14 protein-coding genes are annotated in these 14713 nt (G+C 67.7%); 12 read left to right on the top strand and 2 right to left on the bottom strand.

Annotated features, from left to right (window positions below; all coding sequences use genetic code 11):
* Positions 1–68: 68 nt before the first annotated feature.
* Entirely contained in the window at positions 69–722 is a 654-nt protein-coding gene (locus J2T23_RS11200) for an SACE_7040 family transcriptional regulator (RefSeq protein ID WP_307359960.1), read from the bottom strand.
* A 172-nt stretch (positions 723–894) separates the two neighbouring features.
* Between J2T23_RS11200 and J2T23_RS11205 the strand changes: the two genes are divergently transcribed.
* From J2T23_RS11205 to J2T23_RS11235, 7 genes are read left to right on the top strand one after another with little or no spacing between them, the layout of a single operon-like run.
* Positions 895–2502 carry a carboxyl transferase domain-containing protein gene (locus J2T23_RS11205; protein ID WP_141181145.1) on the top strand — a complete coding sequence of 536 codons (1608 nt, stop codon included), beginning with the start codon at positions 895–897 and terminating at the stop codon, positions 2500–2502.
* Between the two features lie 7 nt (positions 2503–2509).
* Entirely contained in the window at positions 2510–4705 is a 2196-nt protein-coding gene (locus tag J2T23_RS11210) for an ATP-binding protein (RefSeq protein ID WP_370871402.1), read from the top strand.
* A 2-nt stretch (positions 4706–4707) separates the two neighbouring features.
* A complete protein-coding gene (locus J2T23_RS11215; protein WP_307359964.1) occupies positions 4708–5871 on the top strand; it encodes an acyl-CoA dehydrogenase family protein in 1164 nt (387 codons plus the stop codon).
* Between the two features lie 20 nt (positions 5872–5891).
* Positions 5892–6656 (top strand): CoA transferase subunit A, encoded by a 765-nt coding sequence (locus J2T23_RS11220; RefSeq protein WP_141183313.1) that lies wholly within the window; start codon positions 5892–5894, stop codon positions 6654–6656.
* Positions 6653–7429 (top strand): CoA transferase subunit B, encoded by a 777-nt coding sequence (locus J2T23_RS11225; protein WP_370871403.1) that lies wholly within the window; start codon positions 6653–6655, stop codon positions 7427–7429. The genes J2T23_RS11220 and J2T23_RS11225 overlap by 4 nt, the downstream gene beginning before the upstream one ends.
* The gene (locus J2T23_RS11230; protein ID WP_246857396.1) at positions 7426–7995 is read left to right on the top strand and encodes a MaoC family dehydratase; all 570 of its coding nucleotides are present in this window, start codon (positions 7426–7428) and stop codon (positions 7993–7995) included. The genes J2T23_RS11225 and J2T23_RS11230 overlap by 4 nt, the downstream gene beginning before the upstream one ends.
* A 4-nt stretch (positions 7996–7999) precedes the next feature.
* Complete coding sequence (locus J2T23_RS11235) at positions 8000–8839, top strand: HpcH/HpaI aldolase/citrate lyase family protein (RefSeq protein WP_141161007.1); 840 nt, start codon at positions 8000–8002, stop codon at positions 8837–8839.
* On the opposite strand, the gene J2T23_RS11240 is transcribed toward J2T23_RS11235, so the two are convergent.
* Positions 8840–10309 carry a lipase maturation factor family protein gene (locus J2T23_RS11240; protein ID WP_141183315.1) on the bottom strand — a complete coding sequence of 490 codons (1470 nt, stop codon included), beginning with the start codon at positions 10307–10309 and terminating at the stop codon, positions 8840–8842.
* A gap of 108 nt (positions 10310–10417) precedes the next feature.
* On the opposite strand from J2T23_RS11240, the gene dxr reads away from it, so the two are divergent.
* The 5 genes from dxr (at position 10418) to J2T23_RS11265 (ending at position 14700) form a co-directional block, all read left to right on the top strand.
* Positions 10418–11602: a 1-deoxy-D-xylulose-5-phosphate reductoisomerase gene (gene dxr, locus J2T23_RS11245; protein ID WP_307359967.1), complete on the top strand. Its 1185-nt coding sequence runs from the start codon at positions 10418–10420 to the stop codon at positions 11600–11602.
* 17 nt (positions 11603–11619) lie between these two features.
* On the top strand, positions 11620–12951 hold the full coding sequence (locus J2T23_RS11250) for a M50 family metallopeptidase (protein ID WP_307359970.1): 1332 nt from the start codon (positions 11620–11622) through the stop codon (positions 12949–12951).
* A 77-nt stretch (positions 12952–13028) separates the two neighbouring features.
* A complete protein-coding gene (locus J2T23_RS11255; protein WP_307359972.1) occupies positions 13029–13784 on the top strand; it encodes a MarR family transcriptional regulator in 756 nt (251 codons plus the stop codon).
* Entirely contained in the window at positions 13781–14308 is a 528-nt protein-coding gene (locus J2T23_RS11260; protein ID WP_141161004.1) for a hypothetical protein, read from the top strand. The genes J2T23_RS11255 and J2T23_RS11260 overlap by 4 nt, the downstream gene beginning before the upstream one ends.
* Positions 14309–14406: 98 nt before the next feature.
* A complete protein-coding gene (locus J2T23_RS11265; protein WP_141161003.1) occupies positions 14407–14700 on the top strand; it encodes a YciI family protein in 294 nt (97 codons plus the stop codon).
* Positions 14701–14713 lie beyond the last annotated feature (13 nt).

Raw genomic sequence — 14713 nt, forward strand, 5'->3', positions numbered from 1 at the left:
CGGGGCCCGGTGGTGCGGCCCGCGGCCGTTGGTGTCCGGTGGGCGTTGGTGTCCGGTGGGCGGTTGGGTCAGGCCGAGGGCACGGTCAGGGCGGCCATGGCCATGGCCTCCAGGAGGGGCCGCGCGGTCCTCGAGGCCATCCGGCGGCCATGGCTGCGGACGGAGTGCGGGGTGGAATTGATCAGCCCGAACGTGGCATGGGCCCGCATCCGCAGGTCCGAAACGTCGGTATCGGGATGGATCCGCGCCAGGACGTCCACCCAGATTTCCACGTAGCTGCGCTGGAGCGTCCGCACGGCCAGCTGGTCCTGCTCCGACAGGTTCGGAAGATCCCGGTCCTGCACCCGGATCACGTCCGGCTTGCCGAGGGCGAAGTTGACCTGGAACTCCACCAGCTGCCGCAGTGCGGCCATGGGGTCGGCCGTGCGCTCCACGACCTGCCGCCCGCCGTCGAGAAGTTCCTGGCTCACGGTGACCAGCAGGCCGGCCAGGACTGCCTGCTTACCGGAAAAGTGGCGGTACACGGCAGGTCCGCTGACACCCGCAGCCGCGCCAAGGTCTTCCAGTGAAACCCGGTTGAAGCCGTTGGCCGCGAACAGTGAGGCGGCAGCGGAGAGCAACGCCTGACGCCGGTTCTCCTTGGCCTTGCCGCGCTGGGTGGTGGGGGCCTGGGCGGCAGGGGCCTGGGCGGCAGGGGCCGGCTGCGCGGTATTGCTGGACACTTTTCCTCCTTGGGCCGTCCCAGAGTCTAGCAACGCGATGCTGTGTTGGACATCACAGTTAGATGCTGTGTTGGACATCACAGTTAATCGAGACTAACCTGAATTTCAGTTATTAGTCACTAACCGAGTTGGCCTCCATGGCCGCCCGGACCCACTTTAGGACGGAGCCTCGATGGAGACCCTGGCCACCCGGCTCGACCCGGCAAGCGAGTCCTTCCGCGCCAACCGGGAGGAACAGTCATCGCTCGCGGGAGAGCTGCGGAAGAAGCTGGCGGATGCTGCACTGGGCGGCCCCCGGAAGTCGCGGGACCGCCACGTGGCCCGGGGCAAGCTGCTGCCGCGGGACCGGATCGACCAGCTCCTCGATGACGGCAGCCCTTTCCTCGAAATCGCCCCGCTCGCCGCCAACGGCATGTACGGCGGCGACGCTCCCGGCGCCGGGGTCATCGCCGGGATCGGCCTGGTGCACGGCCGGCAGGTCCTGGTCATCTCCAACGACGCCACCGTCAAGGGCGGCACCTACTACCCCATGACGGTGAAGAAGCACCTCCGCGCCCAGGAGATCGCCCTGGAAAACAGGCTGCCCTGCATCTACCTGGTCGATTCAGGCGGGGCCTTCCTCCCCATGCAGGACGAGGTCTTCCCGGACAAGGACCACTTTGGCCGGATCTTCTACAACCAGGCACGCCTGTCCGCCGCCAAGATTCCGCAGCTCGCCGCCGTCATGGGGTCCTGCACCGCCGGCGGAGCCTACGTCCCCGCCATGAGCGATGAAACCGTCATTGTCCGGAACCAGGGCACCATCTTCCTGGGCGGGCCGCCACTGGTAAAGGCAGCCATCGGTGAAATCGTCACCGCCGAGGAACTGGGCGGGGGCGAGGTGCACTCGAAAATCTCCGGAGTCACCGACCATCTGGCAGAAAACGACGAACACGCCCTGCAGATCATCAGGGACATCGTTGCCACCCTCCCGCCGCCGGCCGCGCCGGCCTGGCAGGTGGAACCCGGCGTCGAACCGGCCGTGGACCCGGAAGGGCTCTACGGCGCCGTGCCCACGGACGTCAACGCCCCCTACGACGTCCACGAGGTCATTGCCCGCCTGGTGGACGGCAGCAAGTTCCACGAATTCAAGAAGGATTACGGCACCACCCTGGTCACCGGATTCGCCCGGATTGACGGACACCCTGTAGGGATCGTGGCCAACAACGGCGTGCTGTTCAGCGAGTCCTCGCTCAAGGGTGCGCATTTCATTGAACTCTGCGACCAGCGCGGCATCCCGCTGCTCTTCCTGCAGAACATCTCCGGCTTCATGGTGGGCAGGGACGCCGAGCAGGGCGGCATCGCCAAGAACGGTGCCAAGATGGTGACCGCCGTCGCCACCGCCCGCGTCCCCAAACTGACGGTGGTCATTGGCGGCTCCTTCGGCGCGGGAAACTACTCCATGTGCGGACGGGCCTATTCCCCGCGGTTCCTGTGGATGTGGCCGGCCGCGCGGATCTCGGTGATGGGCGGCAACCAGGCAGCCAGCGTGCTGGCCACCGTCAAACGGGACCAGTACGAAGCCGCAGGGGAGGAATGGGCTGCCGGGGACGAGGAAGCCTTCAAGGCGCCCATCCGCCGGCAGTACGAGGACCAGGGCAGTCCCTACTACTCAACCGCCCGGCTGTGGGACGACGGCGTCATTGACCCGGCCGATACCCGCACCGTCCTGGGCCTGGCGCTCGACGTCGTCTCCCGCACCCCCTTGCCGGAGACTTCCTTCGGCCTCTTCCGGATGTGAGCCAGCAATGACCATGCAGACCAACACCGCAACGCAGCGGTTCGCCGCAGGCACGCCCGTCGGTGAAGCCGTTAGCGCGGAAACCGGCGGCGCACCCCTCTTCAGCAGCGTCCTGGTGGCCAACCGGGGGGAAATCGCCTGCCGCGTCATCCGCACGCTGCGCGCGCTGGGAATCCGATCGGTGGCCGTTTACAGCGATGCCGATGCCGGCGCCCGCCACGTCCGTGAAGCTGACACAGCCTTACGCATCGGCCCGGCAGCGGCAACCGAAAGCTACCTCAGCATCGACGCCATCCTTGAGGCCTGCCGGCAGTCCGGGGCGGAAGCGGTCCACCCCGGCTACGGCTTCCTGAGCGAGAATGCGGACTTCGCCCGTGCGCTCGAGAAGGCCGGCATAGCGTTCATAGGTCCCGGAGTGGACGCGCTGAACGTGATGGGCGACAAGATCCGCGCCAAAAACCACGTGGCAGGCTACTCCGTGCCGGTAGTCCCCGGCATCGCCAGGCCCGGCATGACGGACAGTGAGCTCGAGGAGGCCGCCGGCGCCGTCGGCTTCCCGCTTCTCATCAAGCCCTCCGCCGGTGGCGGCGGGAAAGGCATGCACGTGGTGGAGAAGCCCGCGGACCTGCCCGCCGCCCTGGCCACCGCACGGCGGGTGGCCGCCGCCGCGTTTGGTGACGACACCCTATTCCTGGAGCGCCTGGTGACCACCCCGCGGCATATCGAAGTCCAGGTACTCGCCGACGGCCACGGCAATGTCATCCACCTGGGCGAACGCGAATGCTCCCTGCAGCGGCGGCACCAGAAGGTCATCGAGGAAGCCCCCTCGCCCCTGCTGGAGGGCCTGCCGAACGGTGCGGACGTGCGAGCGCGGATCGGCGAGGCCGCCTGCAACGCCGCCCGCAGCGTGAACTACACCGGGGCCGGAACCGTGGAGTTCCTGGTCTCGGACAATGCGCCGGATGAGTTCTTCTTCATGGAGATGAATACCCGGCTGCAGGTGGAGCACCCCGTCACGGAAATGGTGACCGGCGTCGACCTGGTGGAATGGCAGGTGCGGATCGCCGCCGGTGAGCCGCTCACCATCCGGCAGGCCGACGTCGGGCTTTCCGGCCACGCGGTGGAGGCCCGCGTCTACGCCGAGGTGCCGGAAAAGAACTTCCTTCCATCCACCGGGACAGTGCTCCAGTTGGGCGAATTGGCGCCGGACGCGGACGGCCGGGTCCGGGTGGATTCCTCGCTGCTGGAAGGGCTGGAGCTCTCCGCCAACTATGACCCCATGATTTCCAAGGTCATCGCCTGGGGCGGAGACCGTGCAGAAGCCGTGGAAACCCTGGACAAGGCGCTGGCCGGGTACACGGCACTGGGCATCGAGACCAACGTCGAGTACCTGCGGCTCCTGCTCAGCGATCCCGATGTCCGGGCCGGGCGACTGGACACCGGACTGATCGAACGGAAGATGCCGGCGCTGGAATTCAGGCGCATTGGCGATCACGAACTGGTGGCTGCCGCGCTGTACTCACTCGCACAGGAGGATGGGAACCATCCCACTCCCTCCGGCGGACCGTGGTATTCCAGGAGCAGCTGGCGGCTGGGGGCGCCGGCGCCCCGCCGGATCAGCCTGGGAACGCCCGACGGCGGGGTGGCCACCGTAGCGGTGACGGACAGTCCGACTGGTGGAGGCACAGCCGTGGCCGCCGTCAACGGGGGCGCGCCGCAGGAAGCGTCGCTGCACGAGGCGGTAGACGGCAGCGCAGTCCTTACCCTTGGCGGGGCAGCCCGGGAGTACCGGGTGGCCGTGGCCCCCGGGCAGATCTTCCTCGGCAGCGGCGGCTGGTCCTGCCGGCTGGAACTCCTCACGCGGGAAGCCCGGCTGCAGCGGGTCCTCGCCGCAGTCCAGCGACAGGAAGGTGCCGCCGATCCCGAGGTGCGCTCGCCGATGCCCGGAACCGTCGTGGCGGTCCCGGTCAACGACGGAGATGCGGTGGAAGCGGGGGAAGTCCTGGTGTCCGTCGAGGCCATGAAGATGGAACACCACCTGGTGGCCCCCCTTGCCGGCACCGTCCACCTGACCGCCCGTACCGGTGACCTTGTCAAGGCCGACCAGATCCTGGCCACCATCCACCCTGCGGATGCGGAACCCGCACACACCGACGCAGACACCGTTACAGGCGAAGCTGCAGAACAAGGCGAAGGAGCCTGACCATGACCGGTTTTGAACTCACCGAGGAATACCAGGACCTCAGCGACACCGTCCGCGACTTCGCTGACAACGTCGTGGCCCCGGTGTCCGCCAAACACGACGAAGAGCACAGCTTCCCCTATGAAGTGGTGAAGCAGATGGCGGAAATGGGCCTGTTCGGGTTGCCGTTCCCCGAGGAATACGGCGGAATGGGCGGGGACTATTTCGCCCTGGCGCTCGCACTGGAACAGCTTGGCCGGGTGGACCAGTCTGTCGCCATCACCCTGGAGGCGGGCGTGTCCCTCGGTGCCATGCCGGTGTACCGGTTCGGCACGGACGCGCAGAAACAGGAATGGCTGCCCATGCTGGCCTCCGGCCAGGCGCTCGCCGGGTTCGGGCTCACCGAGCCGGAGGCCGGCTCGGATGCCGGCGGCACCAAGACCCACGCCCGGCGGGAGGGCGGCCAGTGGGTGATCAACGGGAACAAGGAATTCATCACCAACTCCGGAACCGACATCACCCGTCTGGTCACCGTCACCGCCGTCACCGGACAGCAGGAACGCCCCGACGGCAGCATCAAGAAGGACATCTCCACCATCCTGGTCCCCACCGACACGCCCGGTTTCAAGGCGGAAAAGCCCTACAACAAGGTGGGCTGGAACGCCTCGGACACCCACCCCCTCACCCTGAAGGACGTCCGGGTGCCGGAGGAAAACCTGCTGGGGACCGAGGGGCGCGGGTACGCCAACTTCCTGTCCATCCTGGACGAGGGCCGGATTGCCATCGCCGCCCTGGCCACCGGTGCCGCGCAGGGCTGCGTTGACCAGTCCGTCAAGTATGCCCGCGAACGCCGGGCTTTCGGCCACGAAATCGGCAAGTACCAGGCCATCTCCTTCAAGATCGCCCGGATGGAGGCCCGCGCCCACACCGCCCGCCTGGCGTACTACGACGCGGCCGCCCGGATGCTTGCCGGCAAGCCGTTCAAGACCCAGGCGGCCATCGCTAAGATGGTCGCAGGCGAGGCAGCCATGGACAATGCGCGGGATGCCACCCAGGTATTCGGCGGCTATGGCTTCATCAACGAGTTCACCGTGGCGCGCCACTACCGCGACTCCAAGATCCTTGAAGTGGGGGAGGGCACCACGGAGGTCCAGCTGATGCTGATTGCCCGCGAACTGGGACTCTAGCCGGCCCGAAAGGATCAATGATGATTGACAAGGTTGTTGCGAGCGCTGACGAAGCCGTCGCGGACATCCCCGATGGCGCCTCGCTGGCGGTGGGCGGTTTCGGGCTCTGCGGGATCCCGGTGGCCCTGATCGATGCCCTCCACCGGGCCGGCACCTCGGGCCTGGAGACTGTCAGCAACAACTGCGGCGTGGATGACTGGGGGCTCGGCATCCTGCTCCGCGACGGCCGCATCCGCCGCACCATCAGCTCCTACGTGGGCGAGAACAAGGAGTTCGCCCGCCAGTACCTCGCCGGCGAGCTTGAAGTGGTGCTCACCCCGCAGGGCACGCTGGCCGAGAAGCTGCGGGCCGGCGGGGCCGGGATCCCGGCGTTCTATACCAAGGCGGGGGTTGGCACGCAGGTGTCCGACGGCGGCCTGCCGCAGAAGTACGACGCCAACGGCGGGATCGCGGTCGCCTCTGCGCCGAAGGAAGTGCGCCCCTTCGGGGGAGTGGACTACGTCCTGGAAGAGTCGCTTACGCCGGACTTCGGGCTGGTGCATGCGTGGAAGGGAGACCGCCACGGCAACCTGGTGTTCCACGCCACGGCCATGAACTTCAACCCGCTGTGCGCCATGGCAGGGCGCATCACCATCGCCGAGGTGGAGGAACTCGTGGAGCCCGGCGAACTGGATCCCGAACACATCCACACCCCCGGCATCTTCGTCCAGCGGGTGGTCCTGGCCCGGGACGGGGAAAAGCGGATCGAAAAGCGGACGGTGGCACTCAACCAGGCAGGAGCATGACCATGGATCCCAACAGCCCCGACGCCCCGCGGCCAGAAGCCGTACGCCCGGAATACCGGCGTGGCGGCGAGCACCAGCCCGGGCCCGGCGGAGCAGGCGCCGCCGAAACCAAAGGCTGGACGCGGAACGAGCTCGCCGCCCGGGTGGCCAAGGAACTCCGCAACGGCCAGTACGTGAACCTCGGGATCGGGATGCCCACCCTGATCCCCAACTACATCCCGGACGGAGTGGAGGTGGTGCTGCACTCGGAGAACGGGATCCTCGGCGTCGGCCCCTACCCGGCCGAGGACGCCATCGACCCCGACCTGATCAACGCCGGCAAGGAGACCGTGACCGTCAACAGGGGAGCGGCGTTCTTCGATTCGGCAACGTCCTTCGGCATGATCCGCGGCGGCCACGTTGACGTGGCCGTGCTCGGCGCCATGGAGGTGGCAGCCAACGGGGACCTCGCCAACTGGATGATCCCGGGAAAGATGGTCAAGGGCATGGGGGGCGCCATGGACCTGGTGTTCGGGGCCAAGCGGGTGATCGTGATGATGGAGCACGTCGACCGCAACGGCAACCCCAAGATCGTCCAGGAGTGCTCATTGCCGCTGACCGGGAAGGGCTGCGTGGACCGGATCATCACGGACCTGGCCGTCATCGACGTCGTGCGGGACGGCGGCGGATCGCGGCTGGTCCTGAGCGAACTGGCCCCCAACGTCTCCGTGGAGGATGTAGTGGCCGCTACCGGGGCGGACCTGTTCGAGGAAGACCGGGAACTCACGGTATGACCGGCAGCAACCCCACGGACGGCAACTCCGGGGCCGGCGCCCGCAGAGGCCCCGCTGCCGGCCCGCGGGTCATCGAACAGCGCGGGCTGTACTTCGATGAGCTGGAGGAGGGGCTGGTGTACGCCCACCGTCCCGGCAGGACGGTGACGGAAACGGACAACGTCCTGTTCAGCACCCTGACCATGAACACCCAGGCGCTGCACCTGGACGCCGCCTGGAGCGCCGGCCAGCCGTTCGGGCAACGGCTAATGAACTCCATGTTCACCCTGGCCACCATGGTGGGCCAGTCCGTCACCCAGCTGACCCAAGGGACCATCATTGCCCAGCTGGGCCTGACGGACGTTTCCTTCCCGCACCCGCTGTACCACGGGGACACCCTGTACACGGAGACCGTCATCACCGGCAGGAGGCTCTCGGCCTCACGCCCCGGCCAGGGCATCGTGACCATGGAACACACCGGCCGCAACCAGGACGGCGCCGTGGTGGCACGGGCCACCCGCAGCTGCCTGATGTGGACGCGGGAGGCGCATGGGAACGCACAGGGCAGCCAAAACGTCGGAGAATAGCCTTATGACCTTTGTGATGGGCCCCGCCCTGCTCTTCTGCCCCGCCGACCGTCCCGAGCGCTACCAAAAGGCCGCCGCGCGTGCGGACGCCGTCATCCTGGACCTCGAAGACGCGGTGGCGCCGGCGGACAAGCAGCGGGCCCGCGGCGCTATCCTGGCCCAACTGGGCACCACCGGCGTGGAACCCGAGCTTGAACCCAGCTGCACCATTGTCAGGGTCAACCCCGTGGGCACCGAGGACTTTGAAAAAGACCTCCACTGCCTGGCGCACACGCCCTACCGCACCGTGATGCTGGCCAAGGCGGAGTCGGCCGACCAGCTCAAGGCGCTGGAGGGCTACCAGGTGATTGCGCTGTGCGAAACGGCCGTGGGCGTGCTCAACGCCCCGGCCATCGCTGCCGCCCCCAACGTGGTGGGCCTGATGTGGGGGGCCGAGGACCTGCTGGCCTCCCTGGGCGGTACGTCCAGCCGGAAGGACGACGGCGGCTACCGGGCAGTGGCGCTGCACGCCCGCTCGTCAGTCCTCCTGGCAGCGCGGGCCCACGGCAAGGAAGCAGTGGATGCCGTCTACACCAACATCCCCGACCTCGACGGGCTGGCTGCTGAAGCGGCCGACGCCGTGGCCTCCGGCTTCAGCTCCAAGGCCTGCATCCATCCCAGCCAGGCAGCCGTGGTGCGGAAGGCCTATGCGCCCTCGGCCGACGAGGTGGCAGCGGCCACGGCCCTGCTGGACGCTGCCGCGTCGGCGGGATCCGGGGTCTTCAAGTACCAGGGCAAAATGATCGACGGCCCCATCCTCAAGCACGCCCAGGAGATCGTCCGCCGCGCCGCCGTGGAGGCATAACTACCGCTGCCGTCCCTTGGGCCGGCGGAGGGACGTGGCCGGGATCGGCTCGGAAAGCAGGGTCCGCACCCAGCGGTTCCCTGTTTCGCGGAACTCCTTCCGGCTGGCGAAGCGGTAATGGAAGCTGCGCACGCGCACCCAGCGTGGCGCGGCGCCGTCGAACGGGTCCTTCCGCAGCAGCCGCAGCACCTGCCGGTCAGCGGCCAGGAGCTTGCCGAGGAAGGCGTAGAACCATTCCTCGTGGACGGTCCGCAGCGGCAGGAACCACATCAGCCAGTCCAGCCGCAGGTGGTAGGGGGCCCACTGGCGCGGGAGCCGGCGGACGTCCCCAGGCTTGCCTTTGAAGCCGTACTCGCGCCAGTCCGAACCGTCATGGGGGTCCTCGTCCAGCGTGCCCTCCACCACGATTTCGATGCGCTGTTTGGTCACTGTGCCGAAGGCCCCGTAGGCGTTAACCAGCTGCCACCGGTTGAAGCTGGCATTCATCAGCTGCCGGCGGGAGAAGAGGTTCCGCAGCGGCCAGTAGCTCAGCACCAGCAGCAGGATCGACGCCGCCAGGGTGATGGCCAGCCACCACAGCGGCGTTTCCGTCCGGGCGCCCGTGGCGGCATTCCAGTCCGCCGGGATGGCAGGTATCACGGCGTGCGCCACGGGGTCGCTGACCGCCGCGAACGCCAGCACGATCGCCATCCAGTTCAGCCAGGCGAAGTTGCCGGTGGCCACCAGCCACAGCTGGGTCAGCACGACCACCCCCGCCGCAACGCTTGCCACGGGCTGGGGGGCGAACAGCAGGAACGGCACCACCAGCTGGGCGATGTGGTTGCCCACCACCTCGATCCGGTGCAGCGGCTTGGGCAGCAGGTGGGCCTGCCGGCTCAGCGGGCCGGGCATGGGCTGGGTTTCGTGGTGGTAGTACAGGGCGGTCAGGTCGCGCCACTCCCTGCCGCCGCGGATCTTGATCATTCCCGCGCCGAATTCCAGCCGGAACACCAGCCACACGACCAGGACCAGGATGGTCCGGGGCGGATCCGTCTGGTTGGAACCGAGGAACCCAACGGTGAAGCCCGCCTCAAGGAGCAGCATTTCCCAGCCGAACCCGTAGAAGGTCTGGCCCACGTTCACGATGGACATGTACAGCAGCCACAGGGCCAGGAACGCAAGCAGGGGCACCCAGGGCGGGCCCAGCTGCGGGAGTCCGGCCACCAGCAGTGCCGATACCACCAGGCCGGCGGTGCAGACTCCGCGCAGCAGCCCGTCCGAGTACCGCCAGCGGAACAGCGTGGGCCGGCGGAAACGGGGGAACGCGGCAAGGAACCCGGGCACCGGGAGGAGGCCGCGCTCGCCGAGCAGGGCGGGGAACTGGTTCATCGTGGACAGGAACGCAACAAAATACAGTGCCGCCACACCCCGTTGCAGCACCTGGCGGGCGAACCCGTATTCCGGCGCGTCAAACCACCACAGCCAGTCCACGGATTCCACGTTACGCCCGGTCACGCGGGGGTCAAGGTGCATCATCAGGCCGGGCACAGCAGGACCGGGGGCGTCAAAGGGGCCGGACTGGTGCGGGATACTTAACCCATGCAGCCACGCAGAATCGTCCTCCTCGGATCCACTGGTTCCATCGGCACCCAGGCGATTGACGTCGTCGACGGCGCCCCGCACCTGTTCGAAGTGGTGGCCCTCAGTGCCGGGGGCGGCAACCTGGAGCTCCTGGCGCAGCAGGCGGTCCACACCGGCGCCACTGCGGTGGGGATTGCCGGCGGGGATCCTGCCCGGCTGGCATCGCTGATCAGCGACGCCGCGGCTGCGGCAGGCCGCCAGGGGTACCGGCCGGAGATCGTGGCAGGCCCGGACGCCTCCGCCCGCATCGCGGCGGTGGAAGCGGACGTGGTGCTCAACGGCATCACCGGATCAATCGGCCTGGCCCCCACCCTCGCGGCACTCAAGTCCGGAGCCACGCTGGCCCTTGCCAACAAGGAATCCCTGATCGTCGGCGGCAGCCTGGTCAAGGCAGCGGCCCGCGAAGGCCAGATAGTCCCCGTCGATTCGGAGCACTCGGCCATCGCCCAGTGCCTGCGCTCCGGCACTGCCGTTGAGGTGGACAAGCTCATCCTCACAGCTTCAGGGGGACCGTTCCGGGGCAGGAGCCGGGAAGAGCTCCACTCCGTCACCCCCCGGGAAGCCCTGGCCCACCCCACCTGGGACATGGGCGTCATGGTCACCACCAACTCCGCCACGCTGGTGAACAAGGGCCTGGAAGTCATCGAGGCGCACCTGCTGTTCGATATTCCGCTGGACCGGATCGACGTCGTGGTGCACCCCCAGTCGGTGGTCCATTCCATGGTCCAGTTCGTGGACGGCTCCACCATCGCCCAGGCTTCCCCGCCGGACATGCGCCTGCCCATCGCGCTGGGGCTCGGCTGGCCCGCCCGGGTGCCCAACGCCGCCAGCCCCTGCGACTGGACCCAGGCCGCCACGTGGACCTTTGAACCGCTGGACACCGAAGCTTTCCCCGCCGTCGGACTGGCCAAGGACGCCGCCAAGCAGGGGAGCACCTACCCTGCTGTCTTCAATGCGGCCAACGAGGAAGCGGTCACGGCGTTCCATGCCGGCCGGATCCGGTTCACGGACATCGTCGACACCGTGGACAGCGTGCTCAGCGAACACTCAGGTTCCTCCGGGCTGACGGTGGAATCCGTGCTGGATGCTGAAAGCTGGGCACGCGCACGGGCCCACGAACGTTTAGCAGTCAGCAGACTCTAGGAAGCAGCAGCACCTCCATGACCCCTGTCCTACTTTTCATTCTCGGCGTCGTCTTCGTCGCCCTTGGCGTCGCCGTGTCCATTGCGCTCCACGAAGTGGGCCACCTGGTGCCCGCCAAGCTCTTCAAGGTCCGTGTCACCAAGTACATGATCGGGTTCGGGCCGACGCTCTGGTCTCGCCGGAAGGGCGAGACCGAGTACGGCGTGAAAGCTGTGCCGCTGGGCGGCTACGTCTCCATGATCGGCATGTACCCGCCCAACAAGGAGGACGGCTCGGTCCGGCCCTCCAGCACCGGCATGTTCCAGACTTTGGCCACCGAGGCACGTTCCATGGCCCATGAGGAAGTGGGGCCGGGCGACGAAAACCGGGTCTTCTACCGGCTGCCCGTCTGGAAGAAAGTCATTGTGATGCTGGGCGGCCCGGCCATGAACATGATCCTGGGCGTGCTGCTCACCGCCGTGCTGCTGATGGGGTTCGGTGTTGCCACGGCCACCACCACCATCTCGGACGTCTCCAAGTGCCAGGTGGCAGCGGGACAAACCGTTGATCCTGACTCCGCCGACTGCCAGCTGACGCCCGCAGCCGCGGCAGGCCTGAAGCCCAATGACACCATTACCTCCTTCGACGGCAAACCCGTCACCCGGTGGGACCAGTTGACGGAGTGGATCCGCGCGTCGGCCGGCAAGGAGGTGGCCATCACCGTGCAGCGGGACGGCCAAACGGTCTCCACCACCGTGACGCCGGTGCTGTCGGCCCGGCCGGTCATCGGAACCGACGGGCGCCAGGCCACCGACGCCGCCGGCAACCTCCAGTACCAGGACGTCGGATTCCTTGGTATCGGTGCGCAGACCGCACTGGTGCCCCAGCCGGCGTCGTCCGTCCTGCCCATGGCGGGGGAGAACATCCGCCAGGTGGCCGGTGTGGTCCTCAACCTGCCTGCCCGCGTAGTGGGGGTGGCCAAAGCTGCGTTCAGCGAAGAGCCGCGCGACCCCAACGGCCCCATCAGCGTGGTGGGCGTCGGACGGGTGGCAGGCGAGGTGGCAGCCATGGAGGCTGTTCCGATGCAGTCCCGGGTGGCAACCCTCGTTGGCCTGCTGGCCGGCCTGAATTTCGCCCTCGCGGTGTTCAACCTCGTCCCGCTCCTGCCGCTGGACGGCGGCCACGTTGCCGGCGCCCTGTACGAGGGCGCCCGGCGCAGGGTGGCGAAGCTGCGCGGACGGCCGGACCCGGGGGCGTTCGACATCGCCAAACTGCTTCCCGTCACCTACGTGGTCGCAGCCCTGTTGATGGGCATGAGTGCGCTGTTGATCTACGCGGACATCGTCAAGCCGGTCAATTTGTTCGGCTGATCGGCCCCTTATGGTTGACTACAATAAATCAGTCAAATCTGATTGATTGACCGGTATCAACCGTCTATGGTTGAGGTATGTTCGTCATGACCATTGACCAGCGGGGAAGCACTGGAGACCAGGACCGCGTACCGGCCCTGCTCGAACAGCTGGCACGCCTCGAACTGCCGGGAACGGACAAGCCCATCTTCGACCGCTCCGTGGGGGATGAAGTCCAAGGCGTCGTGCGGGACGCGGCCGCCGTGGTGGAGATAGCCCTGCACGCGCTCCGCGGCGGACGCTGGTACGTCGGAATCGGCGTCGGAACTGTAGCCCTGCCACTCCATGCCAGCCCCCGGGAAGGCACGGGAACGGCCTTTGTTGCCGCCCGCCGGGCGGTTGAGCTTGCCAAAGGAGCCGGCTCCCAGGTGCCGCTGTCAGTGGTGCCCGGCATTATGGCTAGGGAAGCGGCCAAGGGCGCCGCCGGGGAAGGAGTGCGGGCATGCGCCAATGCGGAAGCGGTACTCAGGCTGCTCGGCAGGCTCGTCCAGGACCGTACGCAGGCCCAGTGGCGGGTAGTGGATGCCCTGCGCCGCCTGGGCACCCCCGGGCAGCGGCAGGGCCGGCACGGAAGCCAGAAGCACGTGGCTCTTGAACTCGGAATCTCGGAACAATCGGTGAGCCGAACCGTCATCCGCTCCGGGTGGCAGGAAGAATGGGCAGCCAGGCCGGCCGCGTCCATGCTTCTTGGGTATGCCGACTCCCGGCTCGGCCAAGCCCTGGAGGACGCTCCGGGCCGGAAGGAAGCCCCGGCCGGCCAGGAGCCGGCGAACAGGACTGAAGGAGACAGGTGACCGCACTGTGGGTGGCAGTGGCCTTGGTAATGGCAGGTTTCGCCGGCTGGCCGGTGACTGCGCTGGTCTTCAGGCTCGCCCGGACCATCGACGACAAGGCCGATGCCGCCAAGGCCGCCGAGGATGCCCGGGCGGCTGAAGAGGACCCCTCGGCTGACGTCACCCTGGACCCCGTCCCGGACGCCGGGGGCGGAGGCGGCGGCCAGGCGGTGGACAACGAGCTGACCGCCCCTCCCGGCCGGACGCCGTCGAACGCCCCCGCGGCCGGAGCTGCCGCACCCAGCCAGCGCATCCTGCGCGGCGGGGCCATCATCGGCGTACTGGAGCGGCTGGGGGTGTGCCTGGCCATCCTCACCGGCCAGCCCGTGGCCATCGCCTACATCGTTGCCATCAAGGGCCTGGGCAGGTTCGCTGAACTGAAGGAGACGCCGGTAGCCGCCGAGCGTTTCATCATTGGGACCCTCACTTCCATGCTCTGGGCGGCCGGCACCGCTGCCGCGGTCAAAGTCCTCTTCCTGCACTGACCGCAGCCCGCGGTGCAGGCGTGTGCTCCGCCCCGGCACGTCCTCCGGCATGGGGGATGGGGACGGTACCAGGCCGGCCATGGAGATAGGGTAGCGGTATGACAGTTTTTGCCGTTGAGTACGTTTATGCCGCCAACTCCACTGAAACCCGCAACGAGGTCCGCCCCGCGCACCGGGAATGGACAGGCAGGCTGGCGCAGGACAGCGTCATCGTGGCCAGCGGACCCTACGGCGACGGCGCCGGTGCCCTGCTGATCTTCAAGGCATCAGACGAAGCCGCCCTTAACTCGATCCTCAAGCAGGATCCTTTCGCCCAAGCCGGCGTGATTGCCGGAACCCGCATCACGGAATGGTCCCCGGTAACCGGCATGCTGGCCGGGATCGCCGCGTAGCCGCTTATCTACC

Origin of the sequence: Pseudarthrobacter niigatensis (assembly GCF_030812615.1) — a bacterium.
GTDB classification, from domain to species: Bacteria; Actinomycetota; Actinomycetes; order Actinomycetales; family Micrococcaceae; genus Arthrobacter; species Arthrobacter niigatensis.

Excerpts from the sequence above, each read along its gene's own strand:
- J2T23_RS11220 (WP_141183313.1), top strand. The coding sequence starts at position 5,892 with ATGATTGACAAGGTTGTTGCGAGCGCTGACGAAGCCGTCGCGGACATC.
- J2T23_RS11265 (WP_141161003.1), top strand. The coding sequence starts at position 14,407 with ATGACAGTTTTTGCCGTTGAGTACGTTTATGCCGCCAACTCCACTGAA.
- J2T23_RS11255 (WP_307359972.1), top strand. The coding sequence starts at position 13,029 with ATGTTCGTCATGACCATTGACCAGCGGGGAAGCACTGGAGACCAGGAC.
- dxr (WP_307359967.1), top strand. The coding sequence starts at position 10,418 with ATGCAGCCACGCAGAATCGTCCTCCTCGGATCCACTGGTTCCATCGGC.
- J2T23_RS11215 (WP_307359964.1), top strand. The coding sequence starts at position 4,708 with ATGACCGGTTTTGAACTCACCGAGGAATACCAGGACCTCAGCGACACC.
- J2T23_RS11205 (WP_141181145.1), top strand. The coding sequence starts at position 895 with ATGGAGACCCTGGCCACCCGGCTCGACCCGGCAAGCGAGTCCTTCCGC.
- J2T23_RS11210 (WP_370871402.1), top strand. The coding sequence starts at position 2,510 with ATGACCATGCAGACCAACACCGCAACGCAGCGGTTCGCCGCAGGCACG.
- J2T23_RS11250 (WP_307359970.1), top strand. The coding sequence starts at position 11,620 with ATGACCCCTGTCCTACTTTTCATTCTCGGCGTCGTCTTCGTCGCCCTT.
- J2T23_RS11230 (WP_246857396.1), top strand. The coding sequence starts at position 7,426 with ATGACCGGCAGCAACCCCACGGACGGCAACTCCGGGGCCGGCGCCCGC.
- J2T23_RS11235 (WP_141161007.1), top strand. The coding sequence starts at position 8,000 with ATGACCTTTGTGATGGGCCCCGCCCTGCTCTTCTGCCCCGCCGACCGT.
- J2T23_RS11225 (WP_370871403.1), top strand. The coding sequence starts at position 6,653 with ATGACCATGGATCCCAACAGCCCCGACGCCCCGCGGCCAGAAGCCGTA.